This is a genomic window from Nitrospira sp. Vd2 (genome assembly GCF_979581665.1).
Genome location: NZ_CEFZSK010000013.1, coordinates 54,318 through 68,895, shown reverse-complemented (window position 1 = coordinate 68,895; position 14,578 = coordinate 54,318). Strand labels below are relative to the sequence as shown.

At 59.8% G+C, this 14,578-nt stretch carries 13 protein-coding genes; 7 read left to right on the top strand and 6 right to left on the bottom strand.

Annotation, left to right across the window (positions count from 1 at the left end; all coding sequences use genetic code 11):
• Together AC1U7K_RS07530 and AC1U7K_RS07525 are read right to left on the bottom strand one after the other, a co-directional pair.
• Nucleotides 1-954 (bottom strand): FecR domain-containing protein (locus tag AC1U7K_RS07530; protein WP_480250438.1); only part of this gene is annotated, 954 nt, incomplete at its 3' end.
• 7 nt (nucleotides 955-961) lie between these two features.
• Nucleotides 962-2,608, bottom strand: coding sequence for a tetratricopeptide repeat protein (locus AC1U7K_RS07525; RefSeq protein WP_480250437.1), 1,647 nt, complete (start codon nucleotides 2,606-2,608; stop codon nucleotides 962-964).
• Nucleotides 2,609-3,086: 478 nt separating this feature from the next.
• Here AC1U7K_RS07525 and AC1U7K_RS07520 point away from each other — a divergent pair, with 478 nt between their 5' ends.
• Nucleotides 3,087-3,677, top strand: a complete 591-nt coding sequence (locus tag AC1U7K_RS07520) for a hypothetical protein (protein ID WP_480250435.1) — start codon at nucleotides 3,087-3,089, stop codon at nucleotides 3,675-3,677.
• Nucleotides 3,678-3,702: 25 nt separating this feature from the next.
• Complete coding sequence (locus AC1U7K_RS07515) at nucleotides 3,703-3,954, top strand: hypothetical protein (RefSeq protein ID WP_480250434.1); 252 nt, start codon at nucleotides 3,703-3,705, stop codon at nucleotides 3,952-3,954.
• A 367-nt stretch (nucleotides 3,955-4,321) separates the two neighbouring features.
• Here the strand turns inward: AC1U7K_RS07515 and AC1U7K_RS07510 are convergent, their stop codons facing one another.
• Both AC1U7K_RS07510 and AC1U7K_RS07505 read right to left on the bottom strand, forming a co-directional pair.
• Nucleotides 4,322-4,717, bottom strand: coding sequence for a hypothetical protein (locus AC1U7K_RS07510; protein WP_480250432.1), 396 nt, complete (start codon nucleotides 4,715-4,717; stop codon nucleotides 4,322-4,324).
• A gap of 103 nt (nucleotides 4,718-4,820) precedes the next feature.
• Nucleotides 4,821-6,377 (bottom strand): DEAD/DEAH box helicase, encoded by a 1,557-nt coding sequence (locus AC1U7K_RS07505; protein ID WP_480250430.1) that lies wholly within the window; start codon nucleotides 6,375-6,377, stop codon nucleotides 4,821-4,823.
• 263 nt (nucleotides 6,378-6,640) lie between these two features.
• Here AC1U7K_RS07505 and AC1U7K_RS07500 point away from each other — a divergent pair, with 263 nt between their 5' ends.
• Entirely contained in the window at nucleotides 6,641-7,855 is a 1,215-nt protein-coding gene (locus tag AC1U7K_RS07500) for a glycosyltransferase family 4 protein (RefSeq protein WP_480250428.1), read from the top strand.
• Nucleotides 7,856-8,233: 378 nt separating this feature from the next.
• Nucleotides 8,234-8,698, top strand: a complete 465-nt coding sequence (locus AC1U7K_RS07495; RefSeq protein ID WP_480250425.1) for a diguanylate cyclase domain-containing protein — start codon at nucleotides 8,234-8,236, stop codon at nucleotides 8,696-8,698.
• A gap of 557 nt (nucleotides 8,699-9,255) precedes the next feature.
• Here the strand turns inward: AC1U7K_RS07495 and AC1U7K_RS07490 are convergent.
• On the bottom strand, nucleotides 9,256-11,466 hold the full coding sequence (locus AC1U7K_RS07490; protein WP_480250424.1) for a hypothetical protein: 2,211 nt from the start codon (nucleotides 11,464-11,466) through the stop codon (nucleotides 9,256-9,258).
• A 397-nt stretch (nucleotides 11,467-11,863) separates the two neighbouring features.
• Complete coding sequence (locus AC1U7K_RS07485; RefSeq protein ID WP_480250423.1) at nucleotides 11,864-12,463, bottom strand: Tll0287-like domain-containing protein; 600 nt, start codon at nucleotides 12,461-12,463, stop codon at nucleotides 11,864-11,866.
• Between the two features lie 201 nt (nucleotides 12,464-12,664).
• Between AC1U7K_RS07485 and AC1U7K_RS07480 the strand changes: the two genes are divergently transcribed.
• The 3 genes from AC1U7K_RS07480 to AC1U7K_RS07470 all read left to right on the top strand — a co-directional run bounded on the left by AC1U7K_RS07480 (nucleotide 12,665) and on the right by AC1U7K_RS07470 (nucleotide 14,534).
• Nucleotides 12,665-12,871, top strand: a complete 207-nt coding sequence (locus AC1U7K_RS07480; RefSeq protein ID WP_480250422.1) for a 2-oxoisovalerate dehydrogenase — start codon at nucleotides 12,665-12,667, stop codon at nucleotides 12,869-12,871.
• Nucleotides 12,868-13,110 carry a type II toxin-antitoxin system HicA family toxin gene (locus AC1U7K_RS07475; protein ID WP_480250420.1) on the top strand — a complete coding sequence of 81 codons (243 nt, stop codon included), beginning with the start codon at nucleotides 12,868-12,870 and terminating at the stop codon, nucleotides 13,108-13,110. The genes AC1U7K_RS07480 and AC1U7K_RS07475 overlap by 4 nt, the downstream gene beginning before the upstream one ends.
• A 293-nt stretch (nucleotides 13,111-13,403) precedes the next feature.
• Nucleotides 13,404-14,534: a hypothetical protein gene (locus AC1U7K_RS07470; RefSeq protein WP_480250419.1), complete on the top strand. Its 1,131-nt coding sequence runs from the start codon at nucleotides 13,404-13,406 to the stop codon at nucleotides 14,532-14,534.
• The last annotated feature ends 44 nt before the right edge of the window (nucleotides 14,535-14,578 follow it).

Genomic DNA, 14,578 nt, shown 5'->3' with positions numbered 1-14,578 from the left:
AGGTGGTGGAGGAGGTGGCAGGGGCCTCGGCGGCGGCGGAGGGACTGGCGCCGGAGGCGGCGCTTGTGCCTGCCCGACCGGGAATGGCGGGGTCATCAAAATCTGGCGCGTCTGAATCTGTCCGCCTAAGAGACGGGATTGGGCGAGTGCGGCCGATTCGCCCGTGGCCCCGGGAAGCAGACGGATGTCGTCCATACCGCCGACGACCCGCAGCAGTTCCTTGGCGCCTTCCGCGCGAGGCGTCTCTTTCACTGCGGTCGCTCGAATTCGCTCCGCCACGACGAACGGCGGCGTCATGCCGAGTTCGGTGGCCGGCGGGGGAGGTGTCCGGGGCGAGGCGACGATGAATTGGCCCGGCTCGACGACCCGTGTCTCCCCTTGAGACCGGATCGTCACCTCGCCGAGCGTTCCAATGTTTGCCAAGCCGGTTTGCCCCATCGGCATGGTGGCCGGCGGCATTGGCACCGGCCGATCACTCGCCGCCGCTCCCTCCGGTGGGCGAACCGTCAGGGCCGGCGCTTCCTCTTCGACCCAGAGCGTAAAGTAGGCGTCCTGCGTCTCGATGACCGCGTGGGGCGTGATGATCTCGACAGGGGTGCGGCGCGGGCGACCATTCCCGGCCACGGAGCTCCGCAGCGTGCCGTGATCGAGGAACAGGTGGACGTCACTGCCGGCCTGGATCCCGACGCGGGTGTTTTCAGCGACGGTGAGCAGATGATCGTCTTGAAACAGAATGCGCAGACGCGATCGCGCCTGAGTCTCGATCACGTCGTTGGCATAGATGGGAGCCTGCGGCGCCAAGCGGACCGGCCGTATTTCATCGCTTCGGCCGACGTACACATTTCCCTCGAGCGCCGTCACGATGCCCACCGACTCCGCGGCCTCTGCCGCATACGCGGTCAGCGAGAGCAGGATCGCGGCAAGGAGGCTGGCCTTCGGGGTGCCGGTACGCATGGAGACCTTAGAAGCTGCCGCTCAGCGTGAGGGAGAAGACGCTGCGCTCGTAGTTGAAGAGCGGGACGTTCGACTGATCGCGCGTGAAGCTGTACTGCACACCAAGGAGGAGATTCGCCGTCAGCGGCCGCGACACGCCCGCGGTCACGATGTAGATGTTGTCCTGGCGGACCGTCCTCCCGCCGGGGGAAAAGAAATTCGCGTTGTCGTAATTCTGTCGATAGTAGTCGAAGGTGAGATCGCCTGTGAGCGTCCAGAGAGGCGGAAACCGGACGCCTGAAGAGAAGCGATGGCCGGTATAGTCCCAATCCGCGTTGCTCGGGGTGAGTGCGACGCTTCGCGATCCCCCGCCCGTCCGGTCGGTGTCATAGATGTACCCGACACGCGCGACCCCGGCGTTCTCCGCAAAATGATAGAACTGGCTGACGCCGATCAACCAGTTCTTGCCGTCGCGGAAGGAATTCAGCGCAAATCGATCATCTTTGAAATCCTTGTTCTGATAGCCCAACTGGAGCTGCGTGAACCAGTTCGTCCCTTCGCGCACGGAGAAGACCGGCCGAATGGCGTTGGAGATCAAAAACGGATCACGGCCGACGGTCACATAGTCGAACAAATAATCGACGCGCGATTGAAAGCGGCCGATCCGGTGCTGCAGGTAGATCGAGGGCGTATGGTCCTGCACGTCGAAGCCGCTCAACGTGTGATGAAAGCTCTGATAGAAACCGTAAGCGGCGCCGAGCGTCCACGTATCGGTTTGGATCGCGCGATATTCCCCGCGCGCGGTCAGCACGGTTCGATAATCGCCTTTTTGCGAGATGCCGGAGGAGCCGCCGGGCGGCTGCACGCCGAGGGGGAGCAAGACCACGTTCGTGTCGTATTGCACGCTCGTGCTGAACGTGAGATCCCAGCGCTTCGGCTGAGTCGGCGTCACCGCCGCGCGGGGCAAGGTCGGATCGAGCCGTCGGCGCGCCGTCGCATCGCCGCCTTCCCGAATCTGCACGAGGTATTGCCGCGCCGACTCGGCCACCTCGGAGGTCGGCTCCGCCGCCACCGCCGTCTCGAATTCCGTCACCGCTTCTTCGTAGCGGCCGCGTCCGTACTCGGCCACCCCGAGCTGATAATGGGATTCGGGGGAGAGCTCGGGGCTGAGCTGCATGGCTTTGGCCAACGGCCCGCGCGCCTGCTCGAACTCCCCGAGTCGTATGTGGGCGAGCCCTTGGAAGTAGTAGACGAGCGGATCGTTGGGCAACGCGGTTTCCGCCGCGCTGAGATTGCTGAGCGCCTCGCGGTGCTTGTCTTGGTAGTACTGCGCCATCGCGAGGCCGAGGCGCCCGCGTCCTGATGCCGGCTCGCTGTCCACCAATCGCTGGAAGGTCTGCTCGGCGGCCGCGTAATTCCGGGTGCGAATCAGCGCTTGGCCCAGATAGTACGTGGCGTCCGGATCGCCGGGCTTGGCGTCGAGCGCTTGCGTGAACAAGATCTGGGCTTCATCGTACCGGCCTTGGTTGAACTTCAAAATCCCTTTCGAGAATGCCAAATCGTATTGTTGCAAGTTCACGGGTTCGGCCGCCGATGTCTCGATGGACAGGAGGACGGCCAGGAGCAGGGACACCTGCAGGACCGCCTTCCACCACCATTCGGAGTCAGCGTTCATTGCTCGCCTGTCGCATCCCCGACCTCTCGCATGACTCCCCGCGCTACCACACCCCTACAGGAGTCCCCTAGGGTGGCCTGATTGTTACGCCCGTGGGTCGGACGGAACTATCAGAAAAATCCGTTCAGCACTGTCGACCGCTGGCGAGGCCACGATGTCGGAACGACTCGTACGGACTTGCCGTGCACCACGTCCGATTGCGCGCAGTGGAGGAAAGTCGGCACCAAGCTCGTCGGTGTGCGCCTCGAATCGCGCGCGACCTCATAGCCTGCACGACTTCGGGGTCGAGAAGAAGGCCGGCCAGTAAGGCGCGGATGGCCCGTGCAAAACGAGTCTGGCGGTGCTCTACGTAGGCAAGAGAGGCGTGACAAGACCGGAGAAGCGTCGGGCGTATCAGACGCTTCCGACATCAGCCGCGCAGGTGGCCGCTCTCAGTGGCGCACTGACGAGATGGTAGAGTCGAAGAAACGGAGGCACCATGGTCATGACGCTCTGGTCGCTGGTCGTTCTGCTCTTGTTAATGACCCTGCCGCTGCCCGTGGCAGCCCTCGAATTCACCGCTGAGCGGATTACCCGGATTGACGGTCGCGTACGGACCGCGGTGATCTACTACCGAGATGACCGGTGGCGTGTCGAGCACAACGCGACCGGCCCGGTGAGCATCACGATTGCCCGAGAAGACAAGCAACTGATGTGGCTGCTCATGCCGGCATTGCGGCATTTCAAAACCGTGCCGTTCGATGCGAGTCAGGAGCCGAAGGTGACGGAGCAGCTGGACGGCGAAATCGCGAGGGAAGCCATTGGGAGCGAGGTCGTTGACGGTCACGAGACGACACTTTATGAAGTGACGACGCTCGAAGGGCCCAGCCACACCAAGCAGGTGTATTACCAGTGGTATGCAGCCGATATTCGGTTCCCGTTGAAGCTCGCGAAGAAGGACGACCATTGGGTGGTGGAATATCGGCACGTCGGGATTCGTCCGGTTTCGGACGCCCTGTTCCAGCTGCCGCGGCATTTTCGTCCCGTGGATGCGGCGTCATCCGGCAGGGACCGGGTTGCCGCGGAATGACGAGAAGAAGGGATTCAATTCAGTGATGGCGAAACGAGACGTTCATCATCTGGCTCGTAAGCTGGTCTGGTCGAATGAGAAGCCCTCCCGGCCGGGGTGGTATTGGCATCGCGGTACCTACCACGACCCCTCGCCGATCGTCGTAGAGGTGGATCAGGTCGGGTATTTTCAATGGCCCGATGGTTCGTTCGATGATGTGAACGTGACAGGCGGTCAGTGGGCCGGCCCGATCGAGCTGCCCGAAGACCAGGATGAAGCCGGTCTATCAGAAGGCTGACTGCCTTATCGCTTAGCGTGACAGGCCTCGTCGGCTTCGCTGTCCCTTGAACAGGACCACGAACCCGATGATGCCGGCGATGATTGAGACTGCGCCAAACAAAGCCATTGTGCGCTCCTGGGTTCCCTAGTAACTGCAGGATGTTCAAAAAGGCCGGTCTTCTTTCACCCGCCCGCCCCAGGCGCTCTTTCTCACCCGCCCAACCCCAAGCTGGCCAAGACCAGCTCTTTTCCCGTTAGACGCGCCCCATCCCATTCAAGGCCGCAGTGAGGCGCACGGCGTCACGGATAAGTGACGCCACGTTTGTGCGCGCCGGCGAGATGGTGAGCGCCCAATGGAAGCTGGCGGCCCCTTTCTCAACATCCTGTCAGCTCTTGGACGGCGGATCTTCCGAATCTTCTCCCGTGAGCACGACCGCCTCGTCGGCCTCACTGTCGACAAGTTCCGTCAAGCAGCCCTCCAGCACTTGCCGGCGCTGCTGGATCGCTTTCTTCGGGAGATCTTGGGCGGCGGGCTCCTGTGCCGACTCCGGGAGGTTGACGATCTGCTCCGCGTCGCCCACGACGGCGTACCTGTACGCTTCGACGTGTTCGTCGCCGCCGCCGAACGTCTCGGCGATTAACTCTTCCGTCTCGGCATCGAACTGCTCAAGGGCACGTTCATCCCCTCGGAGTCGCGTCGTCAGCGACTCGAGCTTCTCGATCTGCGCGCGAAAGCGGTGCGACCGCGTCAAAGGGGAAAACGACGAATTGGTGTTCGGCATGACGACCTCCCTCGTTCGCGCCATTATTCGACACGACGCCGGACCTTGCTGTCAACCGAGTAGAGGCGGGGTGTCGGCGGAGGACGGTTCTCGGTACATGGGCTCATCGCCGCTCGTCATAGCCGCGCTCGAGCCAGCGTTCTAGGACGGTGATTCGTCGCTTCAATTGATCGACCGTCGCATCATCGATGCGGCTGCCCGTACGGCGCACGAGCTCGAGGTTGATGCGGCGATGCTCGATACCATCACGGCGGGCAATTTTGCCGACGAGATTCTTATGGATCTGCCGTAATTGCTCCTTGTGTTCGTACCGGGGGCCTTCCTCGGGTGTCACGGGTGCCGACACTTCCACCTCCGGCTCTTCTCCGATCCGGCCTCCAGGGAGCGCGACGGCGCTCAACGGCAGGAACGTCTCTGTACCGGAGGACGGGATCTGATCGAACAGGGTCCTGGGCGCGGCTTGGGCCTGCTCCAACAGCACGTGATCGCGCTCGGCCTTGATCGCCTCGGCATACTCGACCAGCCGCGGATCGCTTGGTAGATAGAGATAGGCACGTTGAGAGGCGGGTAATTCCCTTTGCATGCGCACGAACCGGCCGACGACCTGACGGAAGTACATTTCGGTCTGGACGTTCGATGCGTAGACGCCGACACGGAGACGCGGGATGTCGACTCCTTCGGAAACCATGTTCACGGCGACCAGCCAGCGATCACGGCTCTGGGCAAAGGCATCGATCGTCTTGGACGACAATGGATCGTCCGACACGGCGACCCGGGCCGTGGCGCCGGTGATCGCTTTCACTTGCTGCGCGACATGACGCGCGTGGTCCTGATCCATCGCGATCAGCAATCCACCCGCGTCCGGATGATCTTTCTTTCGGATTTGCAGGAGTTCCGCATCGGCATCCGCGATGACGCGATTCAGCCATCCATCATTGAGTAGCGCCGTCTTCAGCCGCTCCTGTTGCCGCTGCCGATTCAACTGATCGGCAAAACGCGCCGTGACTTCCCGCCCCCGAGAGACCCAGCTCAACTCCCCTTCATAGGTTGGAAAGACGATCGGCCGACACACGCGTTCGCTGAGCGCGTCGCGATACCCATAAGCAAAGTCCGGCACGCTTTGATCGTTGACGTAGCGCACGAAGGGAATCGGGTTGCTGTCGGTGCGAAACGGCGTGCCGGACAGCGCGAGTCGGCGCACGGCCGATTCGAAGGCGTCCCGCAACGCCTGTCCCCAGTCCTTCCCATCACCCGCATGGTGCAACTCATCGAAGATGACAAGCGTGGAGGATTGCTTGCAGGCGACCCGATACGCCTTCGGATTCAGACAGACTTGCTGGTAGCTGACGACCGCGCCATGGTAGTCCTGCGGCTCGCGACCCTGCTCGTTCGTCAAAAATGGATCGAGATCGAGCCCGACTTCGTGCGCCGCCCGCGCCCACTGATGGCGAAGATGATTGGTCGGGCACACGACGACGACGCGGGAAGCGAGCTTACGAAGGAGATGATCGTGCGCCACGCGCAAGGCAAAGCGGGTTTTGCCCGCTCCGGGAGTCGCCATCGCGAGAAAGTCGGTGGCCCCTGCGGCGCAAAACGCGCCAAACGCGTGCTGCTGCCAGGAACGAAGCTTTGCCGTCCAAGCCGATAGAGGTGATGCCACGCCGGGATGGAATGAAGACCGAAAGGCACGAGGAGATATCGGAATCAGGAGGGGATGTCAAGGCGCGATGGGAATGAGGAGCGCGTCGTCATGGTAATTGCCGAGAGTCATCGGCCTACGCGGCTTTGCCCCTTTTCATACTGGGCGATTTATCGGAGGCGTTGCACACTACATCGCGCGCCCTGTTGGTGAATGGTCTTTTGATGTCAGTCCAGGACAGCCTCCAGCATTCCTCGCCCGAGACATGGCCGGCATCAGGATCTGTGCGGCGTGGCAAGCTCGCGCACGTCACCGTGATAGATGGCTCGCTTCGTTATCTCCTGCTGAATCAACTCTGTCATTATCGGGATGCCGGGTTCGAGGTCTACGGCGTTTCGGCACCGGGGCCTCATGTAGGTGAACTTGAGCGTGCCGGGATTCGCCATATCGCCATCCCGGCGTTCACGCGCCGAATGTCGCCGTGGTCGGACTTGCGTGCGGTGTGGCAATTGATCCGCGCCATGCGCCGTGAGCGGTTTACGATTGTTCACACGCATACCGTGAAAGGTGGCTTACTTGGGCAGTATGCGGCCCTCCTGGCGCGCGTGCCGATCAGGTTCCACACTGTGCACGGCCTGTACTTCTCCAGCCATATGGATGGCACCTGGACGAAACTCTATCCCTTACTGGACCGGATCAAGTTGGCACCAGCCCATCATGTATTCTCGCAAAACCCCGAGGATGTCGAGTTCGCGGTTCGCGCAGGACTGTGCGACAAAGATCGGATCGAAACGATTGGCAACGGCATCGATATCACCGTCTTTGATCGAACCCACTACACGGCGCAACGGCGAGAGACCATCCGTGCCGCTGTCGGCGTGAGTCCGCATCACATTCTGGTCGGCACCGTTGGCCGGTTCGTGGCGGAAAAAGGCTACGTCGACCTGTGCAGAGCCATCCAGCGCGTGAAGCGACGCGTGCCGGCCGCGCGGTTCGTCTTCGTCGGCGGGGCGGACACTGAGAAAAAAGATCACCTCTCGCCAAAGCTTCTTGTCGACATGGGGATTGAGGACGTGACACAGTTTTTGGGTTTTCGAACCGATATCGCGGACCTGTACGCCGCGATGGATCTGTTTGTGCTGCCCTCCCACCGCGAAGGATTTCCACGGGCGCTCATGGAGGCCGGCAGTATGGCGCTTCCCTGCATCGCGACGAATATCCGTGGATGCCGCCAGACCGTCGAGCATGAGGTGACGGGATTGCTGATCCCGCCTCATGATCCCGAACGCCTCGCCGCAGCCATCATCGACCTTACCCAGAATGAGAAAAAACGGTTACGATTCGGTGCGGCGGGGCGAGAGAAGGCGATCAGGGAATTCGATGAGCGGATGCTGTTTCGCCGGATCGAACGGGTCTACGACCAGTTTCTCGCCCCTCTTCGCGCATCCCCCATGGCATTCGAGACCTCCCTCGGCTCAAGGAGACCGGCTGATCGCTAAGCGGCGGCCGCCTGTCGGCCGGTCGCTGAAACAATCGTTCAAGCCGGCCGGCTCCTTATGTTTCGCCTTAAGGAGGGCGTTTCCCGACGCTGACACGCTCCGGCTTAACGACGCCCTGCTGACTATCACGCTGCCGATTCCTCGGCCCAACCGATAAGCGCAGAGCACACGGACGGGCGCGAAAAAAGGTGGGGCACGTTCAGTTTTGTGACCCTCCGCACGTGCAACCCGTTGTGAAAGTGAGTGGCATCCCCTCTGCTCTTCTTGTTCTGGACGCGATGTGACCGAAACTGTTTGAGCTTTAGTCCCGTACCGTCCGAGAGTCGGCCGAAATGCGCCGGTTCGATCATCCGCCTTGCCTCTGAGGCTGTGCTTCGTATGGTGACACTTCAAGAACAGCAATGGCAGTTTGATGAGATTACGGGGCTTCCAACCGAAGCGTACTTTGCGGAATTGTTGGATCAGACCTGGGTGGCGTGCGAGGGGGAACCGTTTGTCATCGTCGCGTTCGACCTGCGAGGCTTTGGTCGATTCGTCGAACAGTACGGGGAAAAGACGGCACAGGAATGCGTGAGACGAACGACTCAGACTGTTGAGAGCATGATCCCAAAGCCCGGTTGCCGTATGAGCCGATACGGGCCAGGGCGTTTCCTCGTCATGCTGCCCGGGTTTGATGCCGATGAAGGCCGCATATTGGTGCGGCACCTCGAACGCTCCATCGCCGACCTGGAACTCAGCTTATCGCTCACCGTGCAGCTCGTCTCCGGGTCCGTCTACGACGGCGTGTCCGGCCGGGATTTGCTGAATCGCGCGTTGAGTTTGTTGGACGCCCGATCAAACTGAGTGGCGGCCTTTTCGATCCGGCCGGACGACTTCCCTTCATTCATCACAAGCGGCCTAGCGGACGAAATACTCATCTCTCGTTAAATCGCATCCTCGCAAGCGCAACGCCGGCGCCGGCGTCCATCAGGAAGAGGAGCGGGTTCCGGACTGCTATACTCCGTACGGTGCTCGAATCAAATCCGGATCAGGATGCATTAACGCAAGACCCGACTCTCCTTAACTCTCAAATAAGGTCTATCACTCCTCCTAAGCTCATGTCCTGTCCATGATTGAATATGGCAGGACTGAATCCTGAAATTGGATTTGATAGCAACAACGCAGGAGTTTCTAAACCTCGCGGGCGGACGACAACGTGAAATCCGACCCTGCGAGTGCAAGACCGTTTTGTGTTCGAATCTGACACTGTCCAAAGCCGCTACAGGGTCGGGCATCAATCGTTCCGCCCATCGGAAGTTCTAACGCAGGAACTTCTAACGGCCCAGAGATCGATACAAAAGCCCCGCTAAGCAGTGCAAGCGAGACGACAGACAACGCGATCTTTGTTGTCATACATCATCTCATGCACAGTCCGGTGGTTGGTTCGCGACGGTTTTCTTAGGCATGAGGAAGAGAATAATCTTTTCCCCTACCCGCTGAATCAGTGTGAGCGCGACTAAACCCGAAGCCACTAACACCCATGTGGGGGGCTCTGGTGTGCCGACGATCGTATAGTCAACGCGGCTTAATTGGAACACACTGCCCGCCGACGGATTAATGGGGTTCGGCACTGGACCGAAGAAGTTTGCCGTAGCCGTCCCAAAACCGCTGAGGTTGAATGTGACTTCTTGGTTAGTCGTTGGATTTAGACCCAGAAGGGTTGCCGATAGAAACGCCGTCGAACTCAATTCGAAAGTGCGGCCAGGATTCTGAGGGATAGGCACCAGCGGCGTCACAAAGGAGAGCGACCCGAAATTCCGTCCGATCTCGGCATCGAACCCACCGGGCAGATACTTTACCCCTTCAAACGTCAGCGTGGCTCCACCCGGAACAAAGAGCGTACCGCCGAGGTCGACCTCCTGACCATGCGTGAATGGATCGGCAGGATTCAACGTCACGGGGGTGGACACCAATGAGAAGTCTTGCCCTGCCAACGTGAACCGCGATGTTGGACAGACGACGCCATTGCAACCGAGAGGATTGACCGACCCATTCACCGTAATATCGACCGCTTCAGCCGGAAGGATAGGAAGTACGATCAGAGCCATTAGCAATGCCGTGGCACTTCCCTTCAAAGCCCCATGCCGACGCCGGCGAAAGCCCAAGATTGAGAGCGCCGCCAGACCGGATATCAGCAAGATAAAACGATGCACGATGTGGCGAAGTGGAAAAAAGGGGCGATATCGCGCGAATACCAAAACCAACAGCCCAGCCCCAAGCAGCAGCCACGTGGAAGATTCCGGGATCGGTGTGAAATCGTAGCGTACCTGCCCTAGCACTAGTTGCCCGGCATCGTTTAAGAAGAAAAGGCCCGTTGCAATCCCGCGACCCATCAGGGTGAGCGCCAATTCGGGAGGAGGACCGGAAACCGGTGATGGTGGATGAAGAGCAAAGCCTGTGGCTTGGCCAAACATCACAAAGGGGACCTGCGCGTTATAACAATTGGTGTGCGGCAGCGGGAAACCGCATCCGCCCCCGGGGTCAATCCCTGTCGTTGCAGATGTTATCAATTGACCCCCGATACCCGTGCCGACTGGGCCGATATCACCGTACAGTTGCCCTCGATACATGAACACATTTGCCGTCGCGGATCCGAAGCGTCCGCTGAGATCGATTGGACTGCCGAGCGAGAAAACATTGGATGAGTGCGTCAAGGCAAACTGACCACCAAAATTAACGAGAAACTGAGGATCACCAAAGAGGTGAAACTGGGCATCCCCGGCCGACGGGCCTGTCCCGAAGAACGTTCCCGTAACCGTTCCACTCGTCAATGCAATCGTGTCTGTTATCAGACTCTCGGCAAGTGCGCTCTGGGCGACCAAAAAAGAGATGAGAATGACCATCACGAAGTGATGAAACGTATTTCCCACCATTTCATGTTCATGTTCGCGGCTGGTTCTGTTTGCCCATCTAGCAGTCTTCCTGTATGGCTTCCTGAAGAGATGTAACGCAATCAAGCCAGGAGCGAGGAGCAGCCAGGATGACGGTTCAGGGACCACCGCAGGTTGAAGGCTATAACTCGCGCCGAGAAGTTCGAACTGGCCATGGTGAGGATTTGAGGGATCGGTGATAAGAACCAAACTTCCGCCTGCTGTTCCTTGCCCGGTTAGGGGGAGGCTAAAGGACGGATTCCCTCCGCCACATTCACGAAGACAGCCTTGGATAGTGCCCTCCATGCTAACAGGGGTGGCCAGCACTCGCATCTGGGAGCCGTCAGGTGAACTTTGGGCGAGGGCAGGGACCGCCAAGAGGTTTAGCTTGACCCCCGATGCTTCGTATCGCACACCACTAATGAGCCCGCCGGTGTCCGTTGTGGTTGGCCCGGTGATCGTGGCGCTCAAATCAACAAGAGTCCCGGGCTGGACGAAGGGACCGGACGTGAAGATCTCAAATGCACTGGTTTGCAGCGTGAGCCCAGGGCCGGATAGGTTCATTCCAACCACGCCCCCGCCCAAGCTACTGATTTGTCCAGCGACAGTGATGTCCTGAACCGTATCCGCAACCGCTGGATGACGAGCGGCCAGAAATGCGATGGGGCAGAGAAGGAAGAGAATGAGGCGGCCATATCGCATTAAATACCTCGTGGCGCGTGGCGTATGCGCCGATGCTTGCTCATATGTGGCGACACATCAACTTCAATAGTTCTGAATGATATGGCAGACAGGTGCTTACTACCAATCAATGGGGTGCGTACGCGGTCAAAACTGACAGGTGCCGGGCAGCTAACGGTTAGTGGCGGGGCCGTGGTCCCATCGGCGGCGCCCCGAACTGGCGGTGCTTGGCAATGAGCGGATCGATGACGTTCCCGCAACACAAACATTTGAATCGGATACACGGGACATAGGTGCTTTCTCGATCCTCAAGCGCTTCGGGAATCATCAAGCCGGCACATCGAAGGAGCGTCCAGAGGGTCAGGCCTTGCGTTGATGTATTTGTGACAGCCAAACGAAAAAGGCCTTGGCTCGTCCGTTACCCCTCTGCCGGAATGCTGATCACGACGGCCCCCATGACGTCGCCGTGCTTGAAGTCGCGCTTGGGGCTCTGGGGATTGGAATTGTGGCAGCCGACGCAGGCTTGGGACACCGCGAGATCGGCGTAGATCGCGGTGAACCATTTCTCTTTGCCGACTGTCATGATCCCCGCGTACGGCCGATCCTGGGTCGTCTTGATCGCCTCGAGTCCCTTCTTTTCAAACTCTGAGGCCGGGGCGTTCTGTGGGTTGATCGGCCAGCGGCTGATGAGTTTGTAGCGGACCCGGCTGCCGGTGTTCGCACCCAGGTCATTGGCCTCCATGAGGAATTGCGCGGGCAGCGGCAACGTGGGCGCCGTGCGCCAGTTGTGCGATGCCACCATGGCTCCTTTCTGTTGCAGCCGCTCGACGACCTGCACCGTGTAGAACGTCCGATGCGATTCGATTACCGCATGGAGATAATCCGTCACCTGGATGGCCGGTACTCGCACGGCCGCGCCGCTCTCCGGTTCGCGTTCCTTGGCCCCGCTTGAAAATCCGACGATCAAGCCGCCAATACTGATCGCGATCATCACCACCAGCCCCACTTGACGGTGCATGCTCCCCTCCTTGTGCTTTAAACAGGGCCGTCTCGCCCCACGCGGACATCCGGACTCGTTTCGCCTGCCACACTACGCCGAGCAACCGCGCTCTACAATTGTCGCGTTAGGCCGGATCGCTTCAAACGAGATCAGGAAAGCGTGAACGCCATCGGTGCTTAGAAACTTGAGTGCAGCAATATCATGTGCTACGGTGCCCGTATGAGCGAGTTAATTTTCGTTGTCGAGGAGGCGCCGGAGGGCGGATACATCGCGCGCGGACTTGGAGTGTCGATCTTTACAGAGGCGGATACGCTCGCCGAATTGCCCGGTAAGGTGCGAGATGCGGTGCGCTGTCATTTCGAGGAAGGAAAGGCTCCGAAGCTTGTTCGTCTACATCACGTTCGAGACGAAGTCATCACCGTATGAAGCTTCCCCGCGATCTGTCGGGGAACCAGCTTGGGCAAGCTCTTCGGAAACTTGGTTACACAGTCACACGTCAAACTGGTAGCCATCTTCGGCTCACGACCACCCAGCGAGGTCAGCACCATCTGACGATTCCGCAGCATACACCGCTCCGTATCGGGACGCTTTCAGCAATTCTCACTGATGTTGCTAGCCACTTTGAACTGACCCGTGATGAATTGCTCGACAAGCTGTTTGCCTGAGGGCTGGTTTTGCTGTAGTACACCGGGAACAACTATTTCAGACAAAAACGGCCTTGGCTCCTTTCGAAGCCAAGGCCGTTTTTGTGAATGCGTTGGTTGCGGGGGCTCGATTCAGCATTTATTTCGCACGCCCCTGCTGCGCGTGCCCCTGCTACCGGGCTCGTCTTCAGGCCCGCAGTAGCGTAGCATAGCACCGTCGGGGCTTGAAGCCGGCTGGCCGGCCGGCTTGACACGTCCACCCTGAGACGTGGCCCCGACTTCCTTCGATTCAGGGGACCGTCTGCAGGGGGCGGATGTCGACGGAGATTCCTCTAGCAACCGGCGCTGTTGTTCATTGGACAACCGATGTCCGGGGCCGAATCCGCGTCGAGAGTCGGCTCCACTGTCTGGGAGACCGGCCGCCCCCATATGGCCGGATCGCGCTCAGCTTCAAGCCGAAGCCCTTCCTTCGTCGTTTTCGGCTCGCGGCGCGATGGGAAGTCCTGTTCGATCTCTGTGCACGAGAACTGCTCGGTCCGCTTTCCGTCCGTGAGCGGACGCTGATCGCACGGTATCGCACCCGGCTGGAACAGACCGGGGCTGTTCCATACCGAACCACACAACTGCTCTCCCTGTGGCAGACACAGGCCATCGCGCTGGTCTGGAGAGATGCTGAGGCGCTCAGTTGCTCTCGGCTGCCGCGGCTCTTTCAATGGCGATCCGCTCCATTGCGACTGCGTCTTCACGGCATCTTTCGTATTCCCGGCGAAAATGAAGTACTCGACTACGACATTGAGGTCCACCGGGAAGATCTCCGTGCCGTGGGGAGACTTCTCGATCGCGGGCACGGTTTGCCGGGTGCGCTTGGAACGCTTGGCATCTATGAGGGTTTGCCGTTAAGCGACACGATGGCTCGCTTCTTTCAGGACGTCAGGTGGCTTTTGCCCGCGGACCTCATTGACTCGGCTGTTCGCGGCATCCCAAGACAGGCCCAGCACAAGCGTCAGGATTGGTTGAAGCCCTTGCTGAGCCGGGCCCTGCTCGCGGCCGAGATTTTGCTGGAGCGAGAAGCGGACTGGCCGCTCGTGCACGAGATAATCACGAAAGATGTAAGCGACGAAGCTAAGCATTTGCGAGAGGAGCTTGACGACCAGACTCGGTGGCCCACCGATGCGGAGCTTCGCCGACACATAGCCCTCTTTCTTGTGGACAGGGCTTTCCGGCCACTACTCGCGCGCTACATGCAGCCGTTGACGCATCTCGATCGTGACATGCATCTAACATACAAAGATCTACTGCCGCCCCAGGCACGATATCACTTTACGATCGAGATGTGCTGCCCATACCTGCCTGACTATCCTGACTGGGGTGCCAGCTGGGTCCGGGCCCTACTCGGGCCGCCAGGCGCCCTTGCCGAATCTATCCCAAGCCCGCCAATTCGTTAGCACTTTCTCGAAATTCCGCGTTTACGGCGTTGTGCTCTTTCCGG

Bases quoted from the DNA above. Each gene is read 5' to 3' on its own strand.
- AC1U7K_RS07525 (WP_480250437.1), bottom strand. From the start codon at position 2,608: ATGAACGCTGACTCCGAATGGTGGTGGAAGGCGGTCCTGCAGGTGTCC.
- AC1U7K_RS07495 (WP_480250425.1), top strand. From the start codon at position 8,234: ATGGTGACACTTCAAGAACAGCAATGGCAGTTTGATGAGATTACGGGG.
- AC1U7K_RS07515 (WP_480250434.1), top strand. From the start codon at position 3,703: ATGGCGAAACGAGACGTTCATCATCTGGCTCGTAAGCTGGTCTGGTCG.
- AC1U7K_RS07490 (WP_480250424.1), bottom strand. From the start codon at position 11,466: ATGCGATATGGCCGCCTCATTCTCTTCCTTCTCTGCCCCATCGCATTT.
- AC1U7K_RS07485 (WP_480250423.1), bottom strand. From the start codon at position 12,463: ATGCACCGTCAAGTGGGGCTGGTGGTGATGATCGCGATCAGTATTGGC.
- AC1U7K_RS07520 (WP_480250435.1), top strand. From the start codon at position 3,087: ATGGTCATGACGCTCTGGTCGCTGGTCGTTCTGCTCTTGTTAATGACC.
- AC1U7K_RS07475 (WP_480250420.1), top strand. From the start codon at position 12,868: ATGAAGCTTCCCCGCGATCTGTCGGGGAACCAGCTTGGGCAAGCTCTT.
- AC1U7K_RS07480 (WP_480250422.1), top strand. From the start codon at position 12,665: ATGAGCGAGTTAATTTTCGTTGTCGAGGAGGCGCCGGAGGGCGGATAC.
- AC1U7K_RS07470 (WP_480250419.1), top strand. From the start codon at position 13,404: ATGTCGACGGAGATTCCTCTAGCAACCGGCGCTGTTGTTCATTGGACA.
- AC1U7K_RS07510 (WP_480250432.1), bottom strand. From the start codon at position 4,717: ATGCCGAACACCAATTCGTCGTTTTCCCCTTTGACGCGGTCGCACCGC.